Raw genomic sequence first — 24,135 nt, 5'->3', positions numbered from 1 at the left:
CACATCCCGGCGAACGGGCAGCCTGACGACAGGTACGCGTGAGCACACGTCCGTCCGTGCTGCCCGACCCGAACTGGGAGTGAGCCGTGTTCTACCACCTGCTCAAGTACGTGCTGCTGGGGCCTTGGCTCAGACTGGTCTTCCGTCCCCGCATCGAGGGCCTGGAGCACGTGCCCGCGTCGGGTGCGGCGATCATCGCCGGCAACCATCTGTCCTTCGCCGACCACTTCCTGATGCCGGCGATCCTCAAGCGCCGCATCACGTTCCTCGCCAAGGCGGAGTACTTCACCGGGCCCGGCGTGAAGGGCCGGCTCACCGCGTCCTTCTTCCGCGGCGCCGGGCAGATCCCGGTGGACCGTTCCGGCAAGGAGGCGGGCCGGACGGCGATCCGGGAGGGCCTGGGGGTGCTGGGCAGGGGCGAGTTGCTCGGCGTCTACCCGGAGGGCACGCGCTCGCACGACGGCCGGCTGTACAAGGGCAAGGTGGGCGTGGCCGTGATGGCGCTCAGGGCCGGGGTCCCGGTCGTGCCCTGCGCGATGATCGGCACGTTCGAGGCACAGCCGCCCGGCCGGGTCGTCCCCCGGATCCGCCCGGTCACCATCCGCTTCGGCCGACCCCTGGACTTCTCCCGCTACGCCGGCATGGAGCAGGAAAAAGCGGTGCTCCGGGCGATCACCGACGAGATCATGTACGCGGTCCTGGCCCTGTCCGGACAGGAGTACGTCGACGAGTACGCGGCCGTGGTCAAGGAGGGGGAGGCGGCCGCGAGGCGTGGGCGGGAGCGCGGGCCGCGCGGGCGCCGCTGAGCCGGCCTTCCGGCGCCGGGCATGACGGAGGGGCGGCCGGTGGTCCGGCCGCCCCTCGTCACCGTGCCGGTGCGGTTACGGCTTGGGCGTGGCGTGCGGGGCGCAGGTCACGTCCGAGTCGTCCAGCGTGCCGTCGATCAGGTAGGCGTCGACGCGCTGGTTGATGCACGGGTTGACCAGGCCGGTCACGCCGTGCGAGCCCGCGTCCCTCTCGGTGATCAGGCGGGAGCCCTTGAAGCGGTGGTGCAGCTCGACGGCGCCCTGGTAGGGGGTGGCCGCGTCCCGGGTGGACTGCACGATCAGGACCTTCGGCAGGCCCTGGTGGGTCCTGACCTCCAGCGGGTGGTGCTGCTTGGCCGGCCAGGTGGCGCACGGCAGGTTCATCCAGGCGTTCGCCCAGGTCATGAACGGGTAGTCCTGGTTGAGCCGGGTGTTGTCCCGGTCCCAGGTGTGCCAGCTGGTGGGCCAGTGGGCGTCGGCGCACTCGACGGCCGTGTAGACGGCGTTGGAGTTCTCCGAGGCGATGTTGCCCGCGGTGTCCGACAGGTCCGGGGCGGCGGCGTCGACCAGCGCCTGGGTGTCACCGGCGACGTACTTGCCGAACACCGTGGCGACCGGCACCCACGAGGAGTCGTAGTACGGCGCGCTCTGGAAGAAGGAGATCAGCTCGGCCGGGCCGACGAGCCCGCCGATGGGGTTCTTCTTCGCGGTGGCGCGCAGCTGGAGCCACTTGTCCTGGACTGCGGCGCGGGTGGTGCCGAGATGGAAGGCGGCGTCGTTCGCGGCGACCCAGTCCTCCCAGTCCTTCCAGCGGCCCTCGAAGGCGATGTCCTGGTTCAGGTTGGCCTGGTACCAGATGTTCTCGCGGGAGGGGTCGACGACGCTGTCCACGATCATCCGGCGCAGGTGGCCCGGGAAGAGGGTGCCGTAGACGGCGCCGAGGTAGGTGCCGTAGGAGACACCGAGGTAGTTGATCTTCTTCTCGCCCAGCGCGGCCCGGATGACGTCGAGGTCGCGCGCGGTGTTCGGCGTGGTCATGTGCGGCAGCATCGCGCCGCTGCGCTCGCCGCAGCCCTCCGCGTACTCGCGGGCCAGCTTGCGCTGCGCGCTCTTGTCGGCCTCGCTGTCCGGCACCGGGTCGGCCTTGGGCGCCTTGACGAACTCCTGCGGGTCCACGCAGGAGATGGGCACCGAGTGGCCGACGCCGCGCGGGTCGAAGCCGACGAAGTCGTAGGCCTTGGCGACGTTCGCCCAGACGGCGTTCTTGTTGGTGACCCGGGCCGGGAAGCGCAGGCCGGAGCCGCCGGGGCCGCCCGGGTTGTAGACGAGGGCGCCCTGGCGCTCCTGCGGGGTGCCGGTGTTGCCGATGCGGTCCACGGCGAGCTTGATCTGCTTGCCGTAGGGGTGGGCGTAGTCGAGCGGCACGCCGACCCAGCCGCACTGGATGGGCTTGGCCAGCCCCCAGCCGGTGGGGCAGTCCTGCCAGTCGATGCCGGCCCGGGCGGCGCGGGCGGCGGCCGTCGCGGCACCCCTGGCCTCCCGGTCCGGGCCGGGCCGGGAGACGGCACCGGCCGTGGGGGCCGACACCGCCCCGGCGATCAGGGTGGCGGTGACGAGTACTCCGGCGGAACCGAACGCCAACAGGCGGCTCTTCGGTCTGTTCTCCCTCAAAGGGGGCCCCTCCCCGTTACCTTGCTGCGAATGGTCAGGCGGGGATCCTCTCGGTTGTGAGCCCGCCGAGAACAGGGGTTGCCGCCCATCTTTACCAATCCGATAACCGGATGATCAAGTCTCGCTGAGCGGGGCCCTGTTCACCGGCCGAGTCCGTCCGGCCCGTCCAGGCCGTCCAGCCGGTCCAACTCCGCGTCCAGCAGCCGCCGCAGCCGCAGCGCGTCGGGGGCGACCGCGCTGACGAGCACGGCGGGCCCGGCGAGCGGCACCAGCGCGGCGCACTCCCCCAGCATGCGGGCGACCGGTGGCTCGTCGGCGAACTCCGGCCGCACCACTACGAGTTGACCGACCGCCCGGTGTCCGGCGAGCACGGCCGGCCCGTCCCAGCCGCCGGGCGCGCCGGGCCCGCAGGCCAGCTCCTGATCCAGCACCGTACGGCCCGCGACCCGCACGGTCAGTCTGCTGGTGAGCCGCCCGGGCTGCTCCCCGGCCCGCCCGAGCACCTGCTCCTCGCGCAGCACGAGCCGGGCGCCGGCGCCCACCTCGGCCCGGGTGGTGACGTACAGGTCGCTGCCCTCGGCCGAAATCAACTGCTCGGGCAGCCAACGCAGTTCGCCGCCGTCGGCCACGTCGAGCCGTACGTCGTAGCGGGCTTCGTCCCCGGTCTGTCCGGGCAGCGCGATCGTGGCGGCGGCCGAGCCGACGTGCAGCCGGGCGCCCTGCTCCACCCGCGCGGCCAGCGTGAAGCGGTCGCCGCCGAGCGGACCGCTCATCGCACCGACGACCATGACCCGCGCCCCGGGTCCGGCCGCCCGGGTGCGGCGCAGCGCCAGCGGGCCCTCGCCGTCCAGGACGGGCAGGGCCGTACCGCCGCGGCCGTCGGCCCGGGCGACGACGCGGGCGCTCGCCCGGACGCCGGCGAGTCTCACGCCGGCCACGCGGCGAGCCGCTCGCGGACCCACGCGGCGACGTCGGCGACGCCGGTCCCGCCGCGCAACGACTGGAACACGACCGGCAGTCCGGCCCGCTGCGCCTCGGCGTCGGCGGCCATCCGGGTGAGGTCGGAGCCGACGTACGGGGCGAGGTCCGTCTTGTTGACGACGAGGAGGTCGGCGGTGGTGACGCCGGGCCCGCCCTTGCGCGGGATGTCGTCGCCGCCGGCGACGTCGATGACGAACACCTGGGCGTCCACGAGCCCCTTGGAGAAGGTCGCGGTGAGGTTGTCACCGCCGGACTCGACGAGGATCAGGTCCAGCGGACCGACGGCGTCCTCCAGGTCCTCCACGGCCTCCAGGTTGGCGGAGATGTCGTCGCGGATCGCGGTGTGCGGGCAGGCGCCCGTCTCCACGGCGGTGATCCGCTCGGGCGGCAGCACGGCCTCCCGGAGCAGGAACTCGGCGTCCTCGCGGGTGTAGATGTCGTTGGTGACGACGGCGAGGGACAGTTCGTCGCGCAGCTCCCGGCAGAGCGCGGCGACGGTGGCGGTCTTGCCGGATCCGACGGGGCCGCCGAGTCCGATGCGCAGGGCGCGGCGCCGTCCGTCGGGGCGGCGGGCGTCGGCGCTGAGGGCGGCCGGGCCGTCGTGGGTGTGGTCGAGGTGCATGTGCGGCTCCTGTGGGACAAGGGGGGTCCGCCCGGCCCGTCCGGGGTGGCGGGACAACGAGAACTGGGGGCTTTCAGGACGCGAACAGCCGTACCGGCCAGGCCGCGTGCCATTCGGCGGCGACCTCCAGCAGGGGTCCGGAGGCGGCCGGCAGGGCGTCGACACCGTCGTCGGCCACCCGCCGGGCCGCCGTCACGGCCCGGTCCGCGACGCGGTCGAGCTCCGGCGCCAGCCGGGCCAGCACACCGGTCGCGTCGAACGGGTCGAGACCGAGCAGACGCACGGTGGCCGTCGCCGGCCCGCTCACGCTCTCGTACGCCGCGCAGTACGCCGCGTCGTCCGGGCCCAGTCCGGCCGCCCGCGCGGCGACACCGAGGACCACCGGCTGGTGCGCTCCCTTCGGGAACCGCCGGGCCAGTGCGTCGAGTTCACCGCACGGCCAGCTCGCCCGTGTGGCGCGCAGCAACTGGCGCCCGAGCCGGCGGGCGGCGCTGCGCAGGGCGGGCGACGGCGTTCGGGCGTCCGCCGCGGCGTCCAGCTCCTCCGGCTCCGCGCCGAGTACGGCGGCCGCCGCGAGCGCTCCCGCGACCAGCCCGGCGGTGTGCAGCCGGCCCCGGCAGAAGTCCTCCAGGCTCGCGGCGTCGATGATGCGGCCCGCCCTGACGGCGGCCTCCGCCCCACCGGAATGCGCGTGGCCCCCGGCGGGGAAGCGGCCGTCGGCCAGGACGAGCAGTGCGGCCCTGGACATCAGAAGAGGAAGTAACGCTGGGCCATGGGCAGTTCGACGGCCGGTTCGGCCTCGACCAGTTCCCCGTCGATGCGCACGGCGAAGCTGTCGGGGTCGATACGGACGTCGGGCAGGGCGTCGTTCTCCCGCATGTCGGCCTTGGTGACCGCACGCGTGGAGTCGATCGCCACGAACCGCTTGCCCAGCCCCAGCCGTTCCGGCAGCCCGTCCTCGATCGCGAGGCCGGCCACGAAGTTGACGGAGTTGGCGGCCGGGGCCCTGCCGATGGCGCCGTACATCGGCCGGGGCAGGATCGGCTGCGGGGTCGGGATGGAGGCGTTGGCGTCGCCCATCTGCGCGTAGGCGATCTGTCCGCCCTTGAGCACGAGGAGCGGCTTGACCCCGAAGAACGCGGGCTCCCACAGCACCAGGTCGGCGAGCTTGCCGGTCTCCACGGAGCCGATCCGGCTGCCGAGGCCCTGGGCGAGCGCCGGGTTGATGGTGTACTTGGCGACATAGCGCCGGACGCGGTGGTTGTCGGCGCGTCCGTCGCCGGGCAGTGCGCCCCGCCGCCGCTTCATGACATGGGCGGTCTGCCAGGTGCGCAGGACGACCTCGCCCACCCGCCCCATGGCCTGGGAGTCGGAGGAGATGACGGAGATCGCGCCGAGGTCGTGGAGGATGTCCTCCGCGCCGATGGTGGAGGGGCGGATCCGGGACTCGGCGAACGCCAGGTCCTCGGGGACGGCCGGGTTGAGGTGGTGGCACACCATCAGCATGTCGAGGTGTTCCTCGGTCGTGTTGACGGTGAAGGGCCGGGTCGGATTCGTGGAGCTGGGCAGGACGTTGGGCTGGGAGACCACCGTCATGATGTCGGGTGCGTGGCCGCCGCCGGCGCCCTCGGTGTGGTACGAGTGGATGCCCCGGCCCGCGATCGCGGCGAGGGTGTCGCCGACGAACCCGGCCTCGTTCAGGGTGTCGGTGTGGATGGCGACCTGGATGCCGGTGCGGTCGGCCACGGTGAGCGCGGCGTCGATGACGGCCGGGGTGGACCCCCAGTCCTCGTGCAGCTTCAGGCCGACGGCGCCGCCGCGGATCTGGGAGAGCATCGCCTCGTGGCTGACGGTGTTCCCCTTGCCGAGGAACCCGACGTTGACCGGGTAGGCCTCCATCGCCTCCAGCATGCGGGCCAGGTGCCAGGGGCCGGGCGTCACGGTGGTCGCCTTGGAGCCCTCGGCGGGGCCGGTGCCGCCGCCGACCAGGGTGGTGATGCCGGAGGCCAGCGCCTCGTCGGCGACCTGGGGGCAGATGAAGTGGACGTGGGCGTCGATGGCACCGGCGGTGAGGATGCGTCCGTTGCCCGCGATGATCTCGGTCTCGGGGCCGATGACGAGGTCGGGGTGGACGCCGTCCATGGTGTCCGGGTTGCCGGCCTTGCCGAGGGCGGTGATCCGGCCGTCGCGGATGCCGACGTCGGCCTTGACGACGCCCCAGTGGTCGACGACGACGGCGCCGGTGATCACGGTGTCGGGGGTGCCCTCGGCCCGGGTGGCGCGGGACTGGCCCATGGACTCGCGGATGACCTTGCCGCCGCCGAAGACCGCCTCGTCCCCGGAGCCGCCGGGGCCGCGGGAGCGGTCCTCCTCGATCTCGATCAGGAGGTCGGTGTCGGCGAGCCGGATGCGGTCGCCGGTGGTGGGCCCGAACAGGTCGGCGTAGGCGCCACGGGAGATCTCAGGCATCGAGCGCGCCTCCGGTCTCGCCGCGCAGGCCGGGCACGATCCGGGCGCCGGCGAGGGGGACGAGTTCGACCTCGACGGGGATGCCGGGCTCGAAGCGCACGGCGGTGCCGGCGGCGACGTTCAGCCGCCTGCCGCGCGCGGCGGCACGGTCGAAGTCCAGGCCGGGGTTGGCCTCGGCGAAGTGGTAGTGCGAGCCGACCTGGACCGGCCGGTCGGCGGCGTTGAGGACGGTCAGGCGGGTGGCCTCGCGGCCCTCGTTGACGACGACGGGGCCGTCCGCGAACAGGATCTCTCCGGGAATCATCGCGGCGCCCCTTCAGAAGATCGGCTCGTGCACGGTGACGAGCTTGGTGCCGTCGGGGAAGGTGGCCTCGACCTGGACGTCGTGGATCATCTCGGCGACCCCGTCCATTACGTCGTCCCTGCTCAGGAGCTTGCGGCCGGAGGACATCAGCTCGGCGACGGTACGGCCGTCCCGGGCGCCCTCCAGGATGTGCGACGTGATGAGGGCGACCGCTTCCGGGTGGTTGAGCCGGAGCCCGCGGGCCCTGCGCTTCTCGGCCACGTCGGCCGCCACATGGATCAGCAGCCTCTCTTGCTCGTGCGGGGTCAGTTGCACGTCCCACCTCACAGTCCTTGCTCCGGACCGTGCGGGGTCCGGTTGCCGCAGCCACCACGACGGGGATAGGTGTAACACACAGACAAATCCCCGGATCGTCGTCAATCCCGGGCAGAAAAACCCCTGGTGGCGTGGAGCGGCAGGCTAGAACGCCGGAGTTTCAACGACGTTAACCAGGCTTTGATCGTCGTATGACCGCGCGATGGGCTTCGCCATACCGGCCCGCCCGGCGGCACGCCTCACGACGCGCCCGGCCCCCGGTGCTCGGCCGCTATCCCGAACCGCTGCTGCTCGCGCCCGCCCGGCCCGCTCTCGCGCACGAGCGACACCGAACTGACGATCTGCTCCCCGTCCGCCTCGTCGAGGGCGTCGAGGCGCTCCAGGTCGGCGGCCGAGACCAGGGCGACCAGGGGCTTGCCGTGCCGCGTCACGACGACACGCTCACCGCCGTACACGACCCGGTTGATCAGGTCGGCGAGTTCAGCCCTGGCTTGCGTCACCGGAATCTCGTAGGCCATACCACCAGCTTACGGGGCATCCCCGCGGGGCCGGCCGGTCCGGCAGCAGAGGTCCGCCGCCCCGGACCCCGCCACGGCGGGTGACGTGTCCACCGGCGCACACCTCCCTCGCTCTGTACGTCCTGTACATTTTTTACGGAGAGCGGACCGGAGCCGGTCCGCGTGAGAGGGGTGTGCCCATGTCCCGACCGTTCGCCCGCCAGGTCCTGCCCGAGTTCACCGAGCGCACGGGCAGCGGCGCCCGCACCCTCGACCCGTACGGCAAGCTCTTCGAGTCCCGGATCGTCCTCCTCGGCACCCCGGTCGACGACACCGCCGCGAGCGACGTGACGGCCCAGCTCATGTACCTCGAACACGCGGCCCCTGACCGGGACATCACGCTGTACATCAACTCGCCGGGCGGCCCCTTCCACGCCATGACCACGATCTACGACACCATGCGCTACATCAGCTGCGACGTGGCGACGTACTGCCTGGGACAGGCCTCCTCCACCGCCGCGGTGCTGCTCGCGGCCGGCGCCCCGGGCAAGCGGTCCGCACTGCCCGGCGCGCGCATGCTGATCGAACAGCCCGGACTGCCCGAGCCGGTGCGCGGCCGGCCCAGCGATCTCCTCATCGAGGCCGAGGAGCTGGCCCGGGTCCGCGCACTGCTGGCGGAGATGCTCGTCCGGCACACGGGGCGCACGGCCGGGCAGGTGCACGAGGATCTGGCGCGGGACCTGTTCCTGGACGCCCCCGGGGCCCTCGCCTACGGCCTGGTGGATCACATCGTGCCCAGCCGCCGGAACGCGCCCGGCGCACCGGACGCGAGGTGAGCCCCCCGATGCCGCCGGAGCTGCCGCCGCTGCCCGCGCTGACCCGCGCCGAGGGCGACCTGATCGACCGTTACCTGGAGGCGGCCGACCTGCTGGGCCGCGTCAATCCGGCCCGGCACGGAGACACGTACCGCGGGCTGCGCGCGGCCCAGGCCCTGGTGCGCAAGGCGGCAGAGCTCCGGGACGCGCTCGAGGTGATGCACGAGCGGGGCGAGACGGAGCTGCACGGGGACACGCTGGCACGGGCCTTGCGCGTGCTGGACGGTGAGCGCCGTACCGCTCGCGTCGCGCTCCCGCCCGATGCCGTCGGCTGAGGCGGACACCCGGCCGGCCGTCCGAAGTCCCCGTGTCGACGCTTTCCGTTCGCGCCGGGCTCGAAACGGTCCGAACGAGGTACGCCCGTCCGGTGGACATCCGGAATGATTTTCGGGCTTCCCGACTTGTGCGGCATGTGGGTCGGGTGTGCGGCGGAGAGCGTTTAGCCCCAGGTCGGGGGCTACGCACGGGTCCTGACGATGACTCGAACACAGCGATGTCCACCCGAACGGGTGAGTGGTGAGTAACACCACAAAGCCCCGATTCCGTTGGGATTTTCCGACAGTTGTAGGTCAAGATCCCTGACTGACGACAAGACCCCGCCACCGCGGCGGGGCGATCCGGGCGGACGCCGAGTCCTGCCGCCGCCCGGATGACCGGTCGACAGGAGTGGATCGGCAGGAGTGGAGGACCCAGGCAAGACGGGTCGCCGGAACACATGTTCGTCTGCTCGACGCGGACGGGCGGGGTTCCGAGCCGCCCTTGGGGTGAAGCCGTGGCGACACGGCCGGGCAACTTCGCCAGCCCGAATCCGACAGGTCATCCTTCACAGGCGGCTGACGAAGGGTTGCGCATGACTGCGCTCAATCGTGTCCCGTCACTGATGGCCAGGGCCGGCACCGCCTCGGCCCTCACCCTCGCCGCCGTGGGCGGCTCGATCGCCGTGCCCGGCCTCGCCACCGACGCGTCCGCCGCCACGATGGCGACGAAGGCACTCAAGGTCGCGGCCTCCAAGAAGGGTGCGCCGTACAAGTGGGGCGCCACAGGTCCGCGCAGGTTCGACTGCTCGGGGCTGACTTTCTACTCCTTCAAGAAGGTGGGCAAGAAGCTGCCGCGCACCGCAGCGCAGCAGTACAACAAGACCCACCACATCTCCGCCCGCAGCCGCAAGGCGGGTGACCTGGTGTTCTTCCACTCGGGTTCCAGCGTGTACCACGTCGGCATCTACGCGGGCCACGGAAAGATCTGGCACGCCCCGAGGACCGGTGACGTGGTGAGGCTTCAGAAGATCTGGACCAGGAGCGTCTGGTACGGCCGGGTCAGCTGACCCGGCCGCGGAGCGAGAGCGCCCGGCCCCGGCCCCCGCCACGGTGAACGGCCGGCTCCGGGCGCCGGGCCCGCTCCGAGCGTTGGGCCCGCTCCGAGCGCCGTAGCGCCGCCCCGGGCCGCCCGTCACCACGGGCGGCCCGGGGCCGACACGTCCCGCGGCGGAGCCGGCCGGGCGGCCATGCCGCTCAGGGCTCCTGCGGCCCGCCTGCCGGTAACGGGGCGGCCGGCAGCGTCCAGGGGAGTTCGATACAGACCGTCTTGCCGCCCTCACGGGTGGGGCGGACGCGGAGCCTGCCGCCGTGCTCCGCGGTGAGCCAGCGGATGATGACCATGCCGCGGCCGTTGTCCTGCTGCACGGCGGCGGGCAGTCTCTTCGGGAAGCGGGGATGACTGTCCGTGACACCGATGCGCAGGTGTTCGTCACGGTCCAGTGCGATGTCGACCGTGAAGGTGGGTGACTGGCCGAGGGTGTGCTGCACGGCGTTGGTGGCCAGCTCCGAGACGATCAGCCGCACGGTGTCGGCCGTTTCGGTGTCCGAGGGCAGACCCCACTCCACGAGGGTGCCCACGACGTAGGAGCGGGCGGCGGAGACCGAGGCGGGATCGCTCGGCAGAGTGACGGATGCTTCCAGATGGTCTGCCATGGCGACGTCGTCCCTTTCCCGCGGGACCGCGGTCCGACATACAGCGAATGCTTCGAGTACGGTCCCGGAACTGGTGCTTGTTCGCCAGACTGCCATCAACGGGTCGGTCAGGGGGAGCGATCCACCGGGATATGCATATATCTGTCGCTCGAAGCGGTGAACCCTGCGCTGCGAAACCGTATGTGGGCGGCCCGGAAGGAGTAAGGAGGAGCCCATGCAGAACGGTCCGGCAGTGCGCCGTCGCAAACTGGGCGCCGAACTGCGCAGGCTGCGTACCGGCGCCGGATTCACCAGCGGTGAGGCGGCCCGGCTCGTCGGCTGGCACCAGTCGAAAGTGAGCCGGATCGAGACCGGGGCCAGTGGTGTGAAACCGGCCGATCTGCGGTTACTGCTGGACGCCTACGGCGTCCACGACGGACACCTGCGCGAGTTGCTGCTGATGCTGGCGGGGTCGCAGGACGCGGGCGGCCGGAACCGCTGGTGGCACGCCTACCGCGGGGAACTCCCGCCCACCTACCGCGATTTCATCAGCCTGGAGTCGCAGGCGAGCGCCATGCGCACCCTGGAGACCACGGTCGTGCCGGGCCTGCTCCAGACGGCCGAGTACGCCCGCGCGGTGACCCGGGCGGCCGTCAAGGACCTGGACGAGGACCGGCTGGACACCCTGGTGGAGGTGCGTCTGGCCAGGCAGGACGTGTTACGCGCGGACCCGCCGCCGGCGCTGAGCGCCGTACTGGACGAGGCGGTGCTGCGCCGGGAGGTCGGCGGTCGCGCGGTGATGTCCCGTCAGCTGGAGCGGCTGATGGAGGCCGCCTCGCTGCCCCAGGTACGGCTCCAGATCCTGCCCTTCAGTGCCGGGGCGCATATCGGCCTCACCGGGCCTTTCGTTATCTTCTCATTTCCGAGCACTTCCGATCTGGATGTAGTCGTTCTCGACCAGTTGACGAGTAGCCTCTACCTGGAACGGAAAGAAGACCTGGTGGCCTACACCGAGGCCTTCCAGACCCTTCAGTTCCACGCCCTTTCCCCCGAGGACTCGTTGGACTACATCGCCGCAATAGGTGACGGCGCGTAAGGAGGCACCATGCCCGCACCGCCTCGGAACATCCCTGCCAGTACCGACCTGCCCGACGCGCGCTGGCTGCGCAGCAGTTACAGCACGGGCGCCAACAACTGCGTGGAGACGGCCCGGCCGCGCTCCGGCCCCGGAGCCGGGCTGCTCGCCGTGCGTGACTCCAAGACCCCGGCCGGACCGGCGCTGCTCTTCTCCGCCGGCAGCTGGTCCGAATTCATCACCGCGCTCTGATCAGAACCGGTCATTTCTTTCATCGTCATCCGGTGACACACGGCCGTGTCACGCCGACTCATGGTCGCGTCTCGCCGATGACGCGTACAGCGTGTTCGATCTCGGCCCCGGACAGGTCCGCGCGGGCGGTCAGCCTCAGCCGTGAGATGCCGTCGGGCACGGAGGGAGGACGGAAACAGCCCACGGACAGGCCCGCCGTACGGCAGTCGGCCGCCCAGCGCACCGCCTGCTCCGGGGACGGAGCCCGCACGGAGACCACCGCGGCGTCCGGACGCACCGCCTCCAGACCCGCGGCGGTCAGCCGTGCATGCAGTTCCGCGGCCACCTCACGGGCGCGCGCCGCCCGTCCCGGCTCGCGCTCCAGCAGCCGCAGCGCGGCCAGCGCGGCACCGGCCGCCGCCGGCGCCAGGCCCGTGTCGAAGATGAACGTGCGGGCCGCGTTGACCAGGTGGTCGATCACCCGGGCCGGGCCGAGCACCACACCACCCTGGCTGCCCAGCGACTTGGACAGGGTCGCCGTGGCGACCACGTCATCGGCTCCCGCGAGGCCGGCCGCGTACGGCGCGCCCCGGCCGCCGTCGCCCAGCACGCCGAGCCCGTGGGCGTCGTCCACGACCAGCCCGGCGCCGTACTCCCGGCACGCGGCGGCCAGCGCGGCCAGCGGCGCCCGGTCCCCGTCGACCGAGAACACCGTGTCGGAGACGACGATCGCCGCGCCCCCGTGCGTGCCGAGCGCCTTGCGCACGGCCTCCGGGTCGGCGTGCCCGACGACCTGCGTGCCGCCCCGCGCCAGCCGGCAGCCGTCGATGAGGGAGGCGTGGTTGCCCGCGTCGGAGACGATGAGCGAGCCGTGCGGGCCGAGGGCGGTGACCGCGGCCAGGTTCGCGGCGTAGCCGGAGGAGAGGACCAGGGCCGCCTCGAACCCGCAGAACGCGGCCAGCGCGCGCTCCAGCTCGGTGTGCAGCTCGGTGGTGCCGGTCACCAGCCGGGACCCGGTGGAGCCGCCGCCCCACGTCCGGGCGGCCCGGGCCGCTCCCTCGGTGACCTCCGGATGGCGGGCCAGACCCAGGTAGTCGTTGCTCGCCAGGTCCAGCAGCGGGGAGTCGGCGGGGCGCGGGCGCAGGGTACGGACGAGTCCGGCGCGGCGGCGCGCCTCGGCCTGCTCGTCGATCCAGCCGAACGCCATGGGTCCTCCGGTACTTTTGTAGGTAGCGGACAGACCTTAGCGGCACGACCAGCCGCCCAGTGTGTGGCAATACCCACACGGTGAACGGTCTCCGTTGTGCAAACTCTCCTTGGCCCCGAGCGGTCCCGTAGGACAGGATCGGGCCTCATGGACCTGCTGAACACGCTGGTGGACAAGGGGCTTCGGCGCGAGCTGCCGACCCGCGAGGAAGCACTCGCCGTGCTGGCCACCTCCGACGACGACCTGCTCGATGTGGTGGCCGCGGCCGGCAAGGTGCGCCGGCACTGGTTCGGGCGACGGGTGAAACTCAACTATCTGGTGAACCTCAAGTCGGGCCTGTGCCCGGAGGACTGCTCCTACTGCTCCCAGCGGCTCGGCTCCAAGGCCGGGATCCTGAAGTACACCTGGCTCAAGCCGGACGAGGCCTCCCAGGCCGCCGCCGCGGGCCTCGCGGGCGGCGCCAAGCGGGTCTGCCTGGTGGCCAGCGGGCGGGGCCCGACGGACCGGGACGTGGACCGGGTCTCGGAGACCATCAAGGCCATCAAGGAGCGGCACGAGGACGTCGAGGTGTGCGCCTGCCTCGGCCTGCTCTCCGACGGCCAGGCCGAGCGGCTGCGCGAGGCCGGCGCGGACGCCTACAACCACAACCTGAACACCTCCGAGTCAACCTACGAGGACATCACCACCACCCACACGTACGCCGATCGGGTGGACACGGTGCAGAAGGCGCACGCCGCCGGACTGTCCGCCTGTTCGGGTCTCATCGCCGGCATGGGCGAGAGGGACGAGGACCTCGTCGACGTCGTCTTCTCGCTGCGCGAGCTGGACCCCGACTCCGTTCCGGTGAACTTCCTCATCCCGTTCGAGGGCACCCCGCTGGCCAAGGAGTGGAACCTCACCCCGCAGCGCTGCCTGCGCATCCTCGCGATGGTCCGGTTCGTCTGCCCGGACGTGGAGGTCCGCATCGCGGGCGGCCGCGAGGTGCACCTGCGCACGATGCAGCCGCTCGCGCTGCACCTGGCCAACTCCGTCTTCCTCGGCGACTACCTGACCAGCGAGGGCCAGGCCGGCAAGGCCGACCTGGAGATGATCGCGGACGCCGGGTTCGAGGTGGAGGGCGCCGACGAGGTGACGCTGCCCGGGCACCGGACGAACGCCGTGGGCTGCCACGAGGACGGCGGGGGCTGCCACGAGGGCGGCGGGTGCGGGCCGGCGACGGCCGCCGCCGCTCCGGCGGCGGGGGAGCCGCGGACCGACCTCGTCGCCGTCCGTCGCCGGGGCGCCGGGACGGACCTCGCGCCCAATGCCTGACCTCGGCGTCGCGGAACTGCTGGAGCTGGACCGGCGGCATGTGTGGCATCCGTACGGACCGATGCCCGGACGTGCCGAGCCGCTCGTGGTCGAGGCCGCGAGCGGGGTCCGGCTGCGGCTGGCCGACGGTTCCGGCGAGCTGGTCGACGGCATGTCGTCGTGGTGGTCGGCCATCCACGGCTACAACCACCCGGTGCTCAACGAGGCCGCGCGCGTGCAGCTCGGCCGGATGAGCCACGTCATGTTCGGCGGGCTCACCCACGAGCCCGCCGTCCGGCTCGCGAAACTCCTTGTCGACATGTCACCGGACGGCCTGGAACATGTGTTCCTGGCCGACTCGGGGTCCGTGTCGGTCGAGGTCGCCGTGAAGATGTGCCTCCAGTACTGGCGTTCGCTCGGCCGGCCGGGCAAACAGCGCCTGATGACCTGGCGGGGCGGTTACCACGGGGACACCTGGCAGCCGATGTCGGTGTGCGACCCCGAGGGCGGCATGCACGATCTGTGGACCGGCGTGCTCCCGCGCCAGGTGTTCGCTGACGCGCCGCCCGCGGAGTACGACGAGGCGTACGCGGAGCGGCTGCGCGAGCTGGTCGCCCGGCACGCGGACGAGCTGGCCGCGGTGATCGTGGAGCCGGTGGTGCAGGGCGCGGGCGGCATGCGCTTCCACTCCCCCGACTACCTGCGGGTGCTGCGTGAGGCGTGCGACGCGCACGACGTACTGCTGGTCTTCGACGAGATCGCCACCGGATTCGGGCGCACCGGCGCGCTGTTCGCGGCCGGCCACGCGGGCGTCAGCCCGGACGTGATGTGCGTCGGCAAGGCACTGACCGGCGGTTATCTGACGATGGCGGCCACCCTGTGCACCGCGCGGGTCGCCGACGGCATCTCGCGCGGCGAGGTGCCGGTGCTCGCGCACGGCCCGACGTTCATGGGCAACCCGCTGGCGGCGGCCGTGGCCTGCGCCTCCGTCGAGTTGCTGCTGGGGCAGGACTGGCTGTCGGAGGTCAGGCGGATCGAGGCGGGCCTGCGGGCGGGCCTCGCCCCGGCGCGCGAGCTGCCCGGAGTGCGGGACGTCCGTGTCCTCGGGGCCATCGGCGTCGTCCAGCTCGACCACCCGGTCGACATGCGGGCCGTCACCGACGCCGCCGTGCGGGAGGGCGTGTGGCTGCGCCCGTTCCGCGACCTGGTCTACACGATGCCGCCGTACGTCACCTCGGACGAGGACGTGGCACGGATCGCGCGCGCGGTGTGCGCCGCGGGACGGGAGGGTTGAGATGCCGGTACTGGTGATCACGGGGACGGGCACGGAGGTCGGCAAGACCGTCACCACCGCCGCCGTCGCCGCCGCGGCGCTCGCGGCCGGGCGGTCGGTGGCCGTGCTGAAGGCCGCCCAGACGGGCGTACGGCCGGACGAACGCGGGGACGCCGACGAGGTCGCGCGGCTCGCCGGTCCCCTCACGACCGCGGAACTCGCCCGCTACCCCGACCCGTTGGCGCCGGGCACGGCGGCCCGGCGGGCCGGGAGGGCGCCGGTGCATCCGCACGAGGTCGCCGAGCGGGCCGCCAAGCTGGCCACCGAGCACGATCTGGTGCTGGTCGAGGGGGCGGGCGGGCTGCTCGTCCGGTTCGACGCGGCCGGCGGCACGCTGGCCGACGCGGCCCGGCTGCTGGGCGCGCCCGTGCTGGTCGTGGCGCAGGCCGGGCTCGGCACGCTCAACGCGACGGAGCTGACGGCCCGGGAACTGCGGCGCCGGGAACTGGACCTGGCCGGGGTCGTGATCGGCAGCTGGCCCGGCTCCCCCGACCTGGCCACCCGCTGCAACGTGGCCGACCTGCCGGAGGTCGCCGACGCCCCGCTCCTCGGCGCCCTGCCCGCCGGGGCCGGATCCCTGCCGCCCAGCGAATTCCGCACGGCGGCACCGGCCTGGCTGGCCGCCCGGCTCGACGGCACCTGGGACGCGGAGGCGTTCCAGATCCGCGAGGCACCGTGACCGGACCCGGCGGGACACGCGGGGGGTTCTGAGGGAGACTCCTCCTGGGTCCGTCCCGTCCGGGAGGTTGCCATGCGGTTGCTGTCCACCCGCTCCGGCCAGGTGGCCCGGGGTGACGTCCGCCATCCGCTGTTCGCCCGCTGCTACGCCCTGGTCAGTGTGGCTGCCGAAGCCCGCCCCGGGCCGGCCGGGGTGCGGGAGCGGCTGCTCGCCGGGCTGTCCGGGCGGGTGATCGAGGTTGGCGCGGGCAACGGGCTGAACTTCGGGCACTTTCCCGGGACCGTCGATGAGGTCGTCGCGGTGGAACCGGAGCCGCTGCTGAGGCGGCTGGCCCTGGAGGCCGCGCCGCGCGCCCGGGTGCCGGTGGACGTGGTGCCGGGCGTGGCGGAGGACCTGCCGGCCGGGAACGAGGCGTTCGACGCGGCGGTGCTGGCGCTGGTGCTGTGCAGCGTGCGGGATGTCGCGCGGGCGCTCGGCGAGGTGCGGAGGGTGCTGCGGCCCGGCGGTGAGGTGCGGTTCCTGGAGCACGGGCGGGGCGGCGGCCGGGCGATGACGCTGACCCAGCAGGCCCTGGACCGCACCCTGTGGCCCGCGCTGACGGGCGGCTGCCATCTGGCCCGCGAGCCGGTCGCCGCCCTCCGCGCGGCCGGCTTCGAACTCGGCCCGCTCCGGCGGCTGTCACTTGCGGAACACGGAGCGAGACTCCCGGTCCCGTACGGGGTACTGGGCACCGCCTGGCGACCACCCGAACCGAACACGCACTGACCCGGCCCCGCCGGACACCGGCTGACCGGCCGCCTCTCCGGCCACGCGCTGACCGAAACCGCCCCGCCGAGCAGGGCGTGGCCGGCGCCCCGCCGGACGCACACCGATCGGCAGCCCCGCCGAGCGCACGCCGATCGGCAGCCCCGCCGATGCCCGCTGCCAGGCGCGCCGCCGGACGAACGCCGGCCGGCAGCCCGGCCAGACACGCGTCGGCCAACCGCCCCACCAGGCGCGCCGACCGGCAGCCCCGCCGGTCCCGCTGACAGGTGGCCACGCCCGAGCCAGTCGACCAAGGCACCGACCAGGCACCAGCGGCCCGCCGCGCGCGCTGACCGGCAGCCGCCCCCGGACACCCACCGGCCGACCGCCCCGCCCGTACTCGTCGGCCGAACCGCCCGGACAGGCAGCGTGACCGCCGGCCCCGCCGAGCCCGCGCGCTGACCGGTAGCACCGTAAGACACCCGCGGGCCGAACCGCCCCGCCGGCGTCCACTGACCGACCCGAACCGCCCCGCGCCGCGTCGCAGCGCGGTCAGGCGGTCCAGCGGTGGAGTTGCCGGGCGATGTCGTCGACGCTCGCGGTGCCGTCCTTGACCAGGCGGGCGAGGTCCCTGACCTGCTTGGGGGTGGTGGCGACCTTGACGCCGCTGGCCACCAGGTAGCCGTAGGCGACCGCCGACGCGAACAAGGCGTTGGACCGCTCCAGGGCCGGGACATGGATGAGCAGCTGGAGCAGCGACGCGGCTCGCGCGTGCGGGGTGTCGTAGACGGGTACGCCGAATATCTCGGCCCGGTGCCGGGCGACGGCGGCGACGAGGGCGCCCCAGTCGGTGACCTGCGGGTCCCCGGGGGTCTGCCGTTCGGCGAGCATGAGGAGCCAGGCCAGGTCGATGCGGAGGTCGGTCAAGGGATCGGCTTCAGGGTCAGTCGCGGTCCGCGCGGGTGCCGGTGCCGTGGGGTTCGGCGCACTCCTCGGCGAACGCGGACTCGTACTGCTTCATGAAGTCGGCGGCGGCCTCCACGAACGTACGGCCGGCCTCCCCGGCGTCCTGTCTGACCAGCTCTTCGATGTAGCGGTTCACGCTCATGCCGCGGGCCAGGGCGCGCTCGCGGGCGGCGCGGGCGGTGCCCTCGTCCACGCGCACGTTCAGCTGGGTCTTCGCCATGCCCCGACGCTAGCGGCGGGACGCTAGCGTCGGCAAGGGGCGCACGGAAGCGCTGCGCCGGCCCGGCGGGTCCCTTACGCTCGCCCGGAACGGACGGTTCGGCGACCGGGAGGCGCTCGTGTCGACACCTGTTGCGCAGCACGCCCCGGACGGCGGGGTCGCGGCCCGCGCCCGGGGGCTGACCAAGGCGTACGGCTCCGGCGAGACGGCCGTGCTCGCCCTGGACGCGGTGGACGTGGACATCGCGCGGGGCCGTTTCACCGCCGTGATGGGCCCCTCTGGCTCCGGGAAGTCCACGCTGATGCACTGCCTCGCCGGCCTCGACACCGTCTCGGCCGGCCGGGTGTGGCTGGGCACCACCGAGATCACCGGCCTGAAGGAGCGGGAGCTGACCCGGCTGCGGCGGGACCGGATCGGGTTCATGTTCCAGTCGTTCAACCTCATCCCCACGCTGACCGCCGCCGAGAACATCACCCTGCCGATGGACATCGCGGGCCGGAAGCCCGACGCGCGGTGGCTGGACCAGGTCATCGACACCCTGGGACTGCGGGACCGCCTCACGCACCGGCCGGCCCAGCTGTCCGGCGGTCAGCAGCAGCGGGTCGCGTGCGCGCGGGCGCTGGCCTCGCGGCCCGAGCTGATCTTCGCCGACGAGCCGACCGGCAACCTGGACTCGCAGGCCGGCCGGGAGGTGCTGGGCTTCCTGCGCGGCGCCGTGGACGACCTCGGGCAGACGGTCGTCATGGTCACCCACGACCCGGGCGCCGCCGCCCGCTCCGATCTCGTGCTCTTCCTCGCCGACGGGCGGATCGTGGACCGGACGGCCCGGCCGACGGCGGAGAACGTGCTGGAGCGGATGCGTGTCCTGTCCACGGGAGGTCCGCGGACCGCCGACTCCTGCGGGGCTCCGGGCAGGTCCGGTGCCGACGGCACGGCCGCGGAGGGCTGACCGGTGCTCAGGGCGACCCTGCGGAGCTTCCTCGCGCACAAGGGGCGGCTGGCGCTGTCCGCGCTCGCCGTGATCCTGTCGGTGGCGTTCGTCGCGGGCAGTCTGATCTTCTCCGACACCGTCACCCGCACGTTCGACCGGCTGTTCGCCTCCACCGCCGCCGATGTGACGGTCCAGCCGCGGGGGGACCTGCGGTCGGCCCGCGCGAGCGGCGCGGTGCAGACCGTGCCGGCCGCGCTGCGGGACCGGGTGGCGAAGGTCGCCGGTGTCGCGGCGGCCCGCGCTGACGTGTCGGTGCAGAACGTCGTGGTGGTCGACCGCCGGGACAGGTCCGTCGGCCCGACCACCGGCGCCCCCACCGTCGCCGGTGCCTGGTACGCGACCCGCCGGAGCCCGGTGCGGCTGACCTCCGGCCACGCGCCGCGCGGGGCCGGTGAGGCGCTGCTGGACGCGGACACGGCCGGCCGGCGGCACGTGGGGATCGGGGACACGCTGACGGTGCAGGCGCAGCCGGGCACCTTCCGGGTCCGGGTCGTCGGCATCGCCACCTTCACGACGACCAATCCGGGCGCGGCACGGATCTACCTGGACCCGGCGGTGGCCGGCCGGGAACTGCTCGGCTCGCCGGCGAGGGCGACCGGCATCTCGGTGGACGCGGCCGAGGGGGTGTCCGACGCGGACCTCGCACGGCGGGTCGGTGCGGCGATCGGCACCGGTACGTACGCGCTGCGGACCGCCGGTGAGCAGGCCAAGTCGGCCGCCGCGGACCTCGGCACCTTCCTCGACGTGATCAAGTACGTGATGCTGGGGTTCGCCGGTGTGGCCCTGCTCGTCGGCGTGTTCCTGATCGTCAACACGTTCTCCATGCTGATCGCGCAGCGCACCCGCGAGCTGGGCCTGCTCCGGGCGCTGGGCGCGGACCGGCGGCAGCTACGGCGGTCGGTGCTCACCGAGGCGCTGCTGCTGGGGCTCTTCGGCTCGACGTTCGGTCTCGCCGCCGGGATCGGGCTGGCGGCCGGACTGATCCGGCTGATCAGCGCGGTCGGCATGAACCTGAAGAGCACCGAGATGGTGATCGGCCGGGGTACGCCCGTCGCCGCCTACGCGGTCGGTCTCGGCGTGACCTTCGTGGCCGCCTACCTGCCGGCGCGGCGCGCCGCGGCCGTCTCGCCGATGGCGGCGCTCGCGGATGCCGAGGTCGCCGGGGTGGGCAGGCCGTTGCGGGGCCGGGCGATCGCCGGGGCGGTGGTCGGAGCGGCCGGCGCGGCGGCGTTGGCCGGGTGCGCGGCGGCCACGCGGACCGCGCAGGCGGCCTCCCTGCTGGGACTCGGGGTCGTGCTGACCCTCGTCGCGACGGTGGTCGCCGGGCCGCTGCTGGTGCGGCCGGTGATCCGGGTGCTGGGCGCGGCGTTCCCCGCGCTGTTCGGCCCGGTCGGCCGGATGAGCCAGCGCAACGCGCTGCGCAATCCGCGCCGGACCGGTGCCACGGCCGCGGCCCTGATGGTGGGTCTGGCCCTGGTGGGCGGGATGTCGGTGGCGAGCGCGTCGATGTCGGCGTCCTTCGACCGGCAGATCGACCGGACGCTGGGCGCCGACTTCGTGGTCCAGAGCGGCAACTTCACGCCCTTCACCGGGGAGATCGGCAAGCGCGTGGCCGCGACGCCCGGTGCCGGGCTGGTCGTGGCCCAGCGGCTCACCCCCGTCGCCGTACGGCTGCCGGACGGCGAGCGGGCGCGGACCACCGCCGCCGGGTACGGCCCCGGCCTGGACGACGTCGCGCACCTCACCTACGCGCGGGGCGGTTCGGCGGCGGCCCTGGCCGACGGGCACCTCGCGATGGACGCCGACTACGCCCGGGACCACGGCGTGCGGGCCGGCACTGTGCTGCCGGTGGAGTTCCCGGGCGGGCGCCGGGCGGAGCTGACCGTCGCCGCGCTGACCGACCAGCAGGCGGCCGAGTCCTTCGGCACCCAGGGCGGCGTGTTCTTCGGCCTCGGGACGCTGCGGAGGTACCTGCCGAACGGCCAGGACTCGGCGCTCTACGTGAACGCGGCCCCCGGCACGAACCCCGCGGACCTGCGGGAACGACTGGAGCGGACGCTCAAGCCGTTCCCGCAGGTACAGGTGCGTGACCAGGCCGACTACAAGCAGCTGGTGCACAGCCAGATCGCCGTGCTGCTCAACCTGGTGTACGCGCTGCTGGGACTGGCGATCGTCATCGCCGTGCTCGGCGTGGTGAACACCCTCGCCCTCTCGGTGGTGGAGCGGACCCGGGAGATCGGGCTGTTGCGGGCGATCGGGCTGGGCCGGCGACAGCTGCGCCGGATGATCCGGCTGGAGTCGGTGGTCATCGCGGTGTTCGGCGCGGTCCTGGGGCTGGCGCTGGGGCTCGTGTGGGGCGTGTGCATGCAGCGGGTGCTGGCGCTGCGCGGGCTGACGGCGCTGGCGATCCCCTGGGGCACGATCGTCGCGGTCGTGGTCGGCTCGGCGGTGGTGGGCGTCGTGGCGGCCCTGCTGCCGGCGCTGCGGGCGTCGCGGATGAACGTGCTGGCGGCGATCGCCCACGAATGATCACGTCGACTGATCATCTCCGCTGACGACTCACCGCCGACCGCTGACCGCTGACCTCTGACCGGTTCGGCTGATGACCGCTGATCACTTCGCTTCCGAAGTCAGCGTGCTCAGGCACGGCCGCGCCGTTACCGGCCTCGCGGGCGGCGGCCGAGACCATGTGCGGGCGGAGCACGAGGCGGCCGGGCTGCCGTACGGTTCGCCGCGCGAGCGGGTGGACCACCAGCGGCACACCATGGAGGAGCTACGGCGACCGGATGCCGGGCCCCATCGCCGAGCACGCGCGCCCGCCGGTCCGCATGATGGAAACCCCGGTGCCGCGCGGGCGGTGACCGCACGATGACCGTATGAATGATCCGCGGATACGCGCCGCCGCGCCCGACGACCTCGACTCCGTCCTGGCCTTCTGGAGAACGGCCGCCGAGGGGACGAGTATCAGCGACGACCGTGCCGGCGTGGAGCGGCTGGTCGGCCGCGACCCCGGGGCGCTCCTCCTCGCAGAGCGGGACGGCGAGCTGGTCGGCACGGTGATCGCCGGCTTCGACGGCTGGCGGTGCCATCTGTACCGGCTCGCGGTGCACCCGCGGTGGCGGCGGCAGGGCATCGGCTCGGCGCTGCTGGCCGCCGCCGAGGAGCGCTTCGTACGGCTCGGCGGCCGGCGCGCGGACGCCATGGTGCTGGTCCGCAACGCGACCGCGCACCACGCCTGGCAGGCCGCCGGATACAGGCCGGAGGAACAGTGGCGGCGCTGGGTGAAGCCGCTCGCCGACCGGGGCGGAACGCCCGGCTGAAGCCGCTCATCCACAGGGGCCGGAGGGTTTTTTGCCCATCCTTTACTCTTGAGGGAGCACTCGGCCCTCTATGAAAGGTTGTGAGCCTCCGCCCATGGGCGAGCCTCCCCGTGCGCGACACCGCGCCTCCTGCCCTGCCCTGTCCGACCATGGGACGGGGGTGACCCGATGACCGAAGTACTCCTCCTTGGGGTGGCGATCCTGCTGTCGGTCGCCTGCGGCGCCTTCGTGGCGGCGGAGTTCTCGCTGACCACGGTCGAGCGCGGTGAGCTGGAGCGGGCCGCCGAGCGCGGGGAGCGCGGCGCCGCGGGCGCCCTGAAGGCCGTACGGAACCTGACCTTCCAGCTCTCCGGCGCGCAGCTGGGCATCACCGTCACCAACCTGGTGGTCGGCATGCTCGCCGAGCCGTCCATCGCGAAGCTGCTCGCCGGCCCGTTCCGGGCAATGGGCCTGTCCGCCGGCGCGGCGAGCTCCGCGGCACTGGTGCTGGGCACGGCCCTGTCCACGGTGTTCCTGATGGTCGTCGGCGAGCTGGTGCCGAAGAACTGGGCGATCTCCTCACCGCTGGCCGTGGTCCTTCGCCTGGGCAACGCACAGCGCTGGTTCAGCGCGGCCTTCCGGCCCTTCATCACCCATCTGAACAACACCGCGAACCGTCTCGTACGGCGGTTCGGCGTCGAGCCCGCCGAGGAGCTGGCCTCCGCGCGCGGGCCGCAGGAGCTGGCCGCCCTGGCCCGGCACTCCGCCAAGCAGGGCTTCCTGGAGGCGGACACGGCCGAGCTGTTCGTCCGCACGCTGAACCTGGCCGACCTGACCGCGGAGAACGTGATGACACCGCGCGTCCAGGTCGTCGCCCTTGACCTCCAGGCGACCTGCGAGGACGTGGCTAACGCGACCCGGGCCACCGGCCTGTCCCGGTTCCCGGTCTACCGGGGCGTCCTGGACTCCGTCGTCGGCACCGCCCACATCAAGGACGTGCTGGCGGTCCCCGCGGACCAGCGGCGCCACCGCACGGTCGCCCAGGTGATGCGCGAGCCGCTGCTGGTGCCCGAGTCCCTGACCGTCGACCGGCTGCTGGACCGGCTCGGCGGCCGGCGCACCATGGCCGTCGTCATCGACGAGTACGGCGGCACGGCCGGCGTGGCGACGCTGGAGGACATCGTCGAGGAGGTCGTCGGCGAGGTGCGGGACGAGCACGACCCGCACGAGACGTCCGGTCTCGCCCCCGCCGGCGCCGACGACGAGGGCCGGGCCCTGTATCTGGTCGACGGCGCAGCCCGCGCCGACCAGCTCGCGCGCGTGGGCCTGCGGCTGCCGGAGGGACCGTACGAGACACTGGCCGGCCTGGTCGCCACCGAGCTGGGCCGGATACCCGCAGCCGGCGACAGCGTGCACGTGGCCGGCTGGCGGCTGGACGTGGCCGACGCCTCCGGCCGCCGGGCCGCCCGGGTGCTGCTGCACGCCCCCCTGGACGACGAGAGCGCCGCCGGGAGCATCGGCGGGAAGGCCCACGGGCAGGCCGACGCACGAGCCGACGCAGCGGCCGACGCACGAGCCGGCGAGAAGGCCCGTGAGAAGGCCGGCGACCGC

The 24,135-nt window shown here is 73.3% G+C and carries 26 protein-coding genes, 1 pseudogene and 1 riboswitch; of the genes and pseudogenes, 15 read left to right on the top strand and 12 right to left on the bottom strand.

What is annotated here, in order from left to right; genetic code table 11:
* The first annotated feature begins 86 nt into the window (after positions 1–86).
* Positions 87–806, top strand: a complete 720-nt coding sequence (locus ABZ117_RS25915) for a lysophospholipid acyltransferase family protein (RefSeq protein WP_356824181.1) — start codon at positions 87–89, stop codon at positions 804–806.
* Positions 807–881: 75 nt separating this feature from the next.
* Here the strand turns inward: ABZ117_RS25915 and ABZ117_RS25910 are convergent, their stop codons facing one another.
* The 8 genes from ABZ117_RS25910 to ABZ117_RS25875 form a co-directional block, all read right to left on the bottom strand.
* Complete coding sequence (locus ABZ117_RS25910) at positions 882–2,477, bottom strand: alpha/beta hydrolase (RefSeq protein WP_356824180.1); 1,596 nt, start codon at positions 2,475–2,477, stop codon at positions 882–884.
* A 140-nt stretch (positions 2,478–2,617) separates the two neighbouring features.
* A complete protein-coding gene (locus tag ABZ117_RS25905) occupies positions 2,618–3,406 on the bottom strand; it encodes an urease accessory protein UreD (protein ID WP_356824196.1) in 789 nt (262 codons plus the stop codon).
* On the bottom strand, positions 3,403–4,080 hold the full coding sequence (ureG, locus tag ABZ117_RS25900) for an urease accessory protein UreG (protein ID WP_356824179.1): 678 nt from the start codon (positions 4,078–4,080) through the stop codon (positions 3,403–3,405). The genes ABZ117_RS25905 and ureG overlap by 4 nt, the downstream gene beginning before the upstream one ends.
* 73 nt (positions 4,081–4,153) lie before the next feature.
* Entirely contained in the window at positions 4,154–4,828 is a 675-nt protein-coding gene (locus ABZ117_RS25895; protein ID WP_356824178.1) for an urease accessory UreF family protein, read from the bottom strand.
* A complete protein-coding gene (locus tag ABZ117_RS25890) occupies positions 4,828–6,549 on the bottom strand; it encodes an urease subunit alpha (RefSeq protein ID WP_356824177.1) in 1,722 nt (573 codons plus the stop codon). Before ABZ117_RS25890 ends, ABZ117_RS25895 begins: the two co-directional genes overlap by 1 nt.
* Complete coding sequence (locus tag ABZ117_RS25885) at positions 6,542–6,853, bottom strand: urease subunit beta (protein WP_356824176.1); 312 nt, start codon at positions 6,851–6,853, stop codon at positions 6,542–6,544. The genes ABZ117_RS25890 and ABZ117_RS25885 overlap by 8 nt, the downstream gene beginning before the upstream one ends.
* A 12-nt stretch (positions 6,854–6,865) precedes the next feature.
* Positions 6,866–7,168, bottom strand: a complete 303-nt coding sequence (locus ABZ117_RS25880) for an urease subunit gamma (RefSeq protein WP_356824175.1) — start codon at positions 7,166–7,168, stop codon at positions 6,866–6,868.
* A gap of 239 nt (positions 7,169–7,407) precedes the next feature.
* Positions 7,408–7,686 (bottom strand): type II toxin-antitoxin system Phd/YefM family antitoxin, encoded by a 279-nt coding sequence (locus ABZ117_RS25875; protein WP_356824174.1) that lies wholly within the window; start codon positions 7,684–7,686, stop codon positions 7,408–7,410.
* Between the two features lie 179 nt (positions 7,687–7,865).
* On the opposite strand from ABZ117_RS25875, the gene ABZ117_RS25870 reads away from it, so the two are divergent.
* From ABZ117_RS25870 to ABZ117_RS25860, 3 genes are all read left to right on the top strand, one after another.
* Positions 7,866–8,501, top strand: coding sequence for an ATP-dependent Clp protease proteolytic subunit (locus ABZ117_RS25870; RefSeq protein ID WP_356824173.1), 636 nt, complete (start codon positions 7,866–7,868; stop codon positions 8,499–8,501).
* 8 nt (positions 8,502–8,509) lie between these two features.
* A complete protein-coding gene (locus ABZ117_RS25865) occupies positions 8,510–8,815 on the top strand; it encodes a hypothetical protein (RefSeq protein ID WP_356824195.1) in 306 nt (101 codons plus the stop codon).
* A gap of 435 nt (positions 8,816–9,250) precedes the next feature.
* Positions 9,251–9,388, top strand: a riboswitch (cyclic di-AMP (ydaO/yuaA leader).
* Positions 9,389–9,390: 2 nt separating this feature from the next.
* Positions 9,391–9,864 carry a C40 family peptidase gene (locus ABZ117_RS25860; RefSeq protein ID WP_356824172.1) on the top strand — a complete coding sequence of 158 codons (474 nt, stop codon included), beginning with the start codon at positions 9,391–9,393 and terminating at the stop codon, positions 9,862–9,864.
* Positions 9,865–10,051: 187 nt separating this feature from the next.
* Here the strand turns inward: ABZ117_RS25860 and ABZ117_RS25855 are convergent, their stop codons facing one another.
* Positions 10,052–10,510 carry an ATP-binding protein gene (locus ABZ117_RS25855; protein ID WP_356824171.1) on the bottom strand — a complete coding sequence of 153 codons (459 nt, stop codon included), beginning with the start codon at positions 10,508–10,510 and terminating at the stop codon, positions 10,052–10,054.
* A 214-nt stretch (positions 10,511–10,724) separates the two neighbouring features.
* Here ABZ117_RS25855 and ABZ117_RS25850 point away from each other — a divergent pair, with 214 nt between their 5' ends.
* Both ABZ117_RS25850 and ABZ117_RS25845 read left to right on the top strand, forming a co-directional pair.
* The gene (locus ABZ117_RS25850; protein WP_356824170.1) at positions 10,725–11,585 is read left to right on the top strand and encodes a helix-turn-helix transcriptional regulator; all 861 of its coding nucleotides are present in this window, start codon (positions 10,725–10,727) and stop codon (positions 11,583–11,585) included.
* Positions 11,586–11,594: 9 nt separating this feature from the next.
* Entirely contained in the window at positions 11,595–11,816 is a 222-nt protein-coding gene (locus ABZ117_RS25845) for a DUF397 domain-containing protein (RefSeq protein WP_356824169.1), read from the top strand.
* 58 nt (positions 11,817–11,874) lie between these two features.
* Here ABZ117_RS25845 and ABZ117_RS25840 read toward each other — a convergent pair whose 3' ends face one another.
* The gene (locus ABZ117_RS25840; protein ID WP_356824168.1) at positions 11,875–13,002 is read right to left on the bottom strand and encodes an 8-amino-7-oxononanoate synthase; all 1,128 of its coding nucleotides are present in this window, start codon (positions 13,000–13,002) and stop codon (positions 11,875–11,877) included.
* Positions 13,003–13,149: 147 nt separating this feature from the next.
* Here ABZ117_RS25840 and bioB point away from each other — a divergent pair, with 147 nt between their 5' ends.
* The 4 genes from bioB to ABZ117_RS25820 all read left to right on the top strand — a co-directional run bounded on the left by bioB (position 13,150) and on the right by ABZ117_RS25820 (position 17,069).
* Positions 13,150–14,313: a biotin synthase BioB gene (gene bioB / locus ABZ117_RS25835; RefSeq protein WP_356824167.1), complete on the top strand. Its 1,164-nt coding sequence runs from the start codon at positions 13,150–13,152 to the stop codon at positions 14,311–14,313.
* Positions 14,306–15,586: an adenosylmethionine--8-amino-7-oxononanoate transaminase gene (locus ABZ117_RS25830; RefSeq protein ID WP_356824166.1), complete on the top strand. Its 1,281-nt coding sequence runs from the start codon at positions 14,306–14,308 to the stop codon at positions 15,584–15,586. Before bioB ends, ABZ117_RS25830 begins: the two co-directional genes overlap by 8 nt.
* A 1-nt stretch (position 15,587) precedes the next feature.
* On the top strand, positions 15,588–16,304 hold the full coding sequence (gene bioD, locus ABZ117_RS25825; RefSeq protein WP_356824165.1) for a dethiobiotin synthase: 717 nt from the start codon (positions 15,588–15,590) through the stop codon (positions 16,302–16,304).
* Between the two features lie 72 nt (positions 16,305–16,376).
* Positions 16,377–17,069 (top strand): class I SAM-dependent methyltransferase, encoded by a 693-nt coding sequence (locus ABZ117_RS25820; RefSeq protein ID WP_356824164.1) that lies wholly within the window; start codon positions 16,377–16,379, stop codon positions 17,067–17,069.
* A gap of 531 nt (positions 17,070–17,600) precedes the next feature.
* On the opposite strand, the gene ABZ117_RS25815 is transcribed toward ABZ117_RS25820, so the two are convergent.
* Positions 17,601–17,975, bottom strand: coding sequence for a fic family toxin-antitoxin system, toxin component (locus ABZ117_RS25815; protein ID WP_356824163.1), 375 nt, complete (start codon positions 17,973–17,975; stop codon positions 17,601–17,603).
* 16 nt (positions 17,976–17,991) lie between these two features.
* The gene (locus ABZ117_RS25810) at positions 17,992–18,234 is read right to left on the bottom strand and encodes a toxin-antitoxin system HicB family antitoxin (protein ID WP_356824162.1); all 243 of its coding nucleotides are present in this window, start codon (positions 18,232–18,234) and stop codon (positions 17,992–17,994) included.
* A 118-nt stretch (positions 18,235–18,352) separates the two neighbouring features.
* On the opposite strand from ABZ117_RS25810, the gene ABZ117_RS25805 reads away from it, so the two are divergent.
* The 5 genes and pseudogenes from ABZ117_RS25805 to ABZ117_RS25785 form a co-directional block, all read left to right on the top strand.
* The gene (locus ABZ117_RS25805; protein ID WP_356824161.1) at positions 18,353–19,183 is read left to right on the top strand and encodes an ABC transporter ATP-binding protein; all 831 of its coding nucleotides are present in this window, start codon (positions 18,353–18,355) and stop codon (positions 19,181–19,183) included.
* Between the two features lie 3 nt (positions 19,184–19,186).
* The gene (locus ABZ117_RS25800; RefSeq protein ID WP_356824160.1) at positions 19,187–21,754 is read left to right on the top strand and encodes an ABC transporter permease; all 2,568 of its coding nucleotides are present in this window, start codon (positions 19,187–19,189) and stop codon (positions 21,752–21,754) included.
* 157 nt (positions 21,755–21,911) lie between these two features.
* Positions 21,912–22,007, top strand: a pseudogene (locus ABZ117_RS25795) (LLM class F420-dependent oxidoreductase); the annotation flags it as partial.
* 94 nt (positions 22,008–22,101) lie between these two features.
* Positions 22,102–22,545 (top strand): GNAT family N-acetyltransferase, encoded by a 444-nt coding sequence (locus ABZ117_RS25790; RefSeq protein ID WP_356824159.1) that lies wholly within the window; start codon positions 22,102–22,104, stop codon positions 22,543–22,545.
* Positions 22,546–22,713: 168 nt separating this feature from the next.
* Positions 22,714–24,135, top strand: a 1,422-nt coding sequence (locus tag ABZ117_RS25785; RefSeq protein WP_356824158.1) for a hemolysin family protein, incomplete at its 3' end; no start/stop codon positions are given.

The organism is Streptomyces sp. NPDC006309 (assembly GCF_040613095.1).
GTDB lineage: Bacteria > Actinomycetota > Actinomycetes > Streptomycetales > Streptomycetaceae > Streptomyces.
This window is presented reverse-complemented; position numbering and strand designations above follow the sequence as displayed.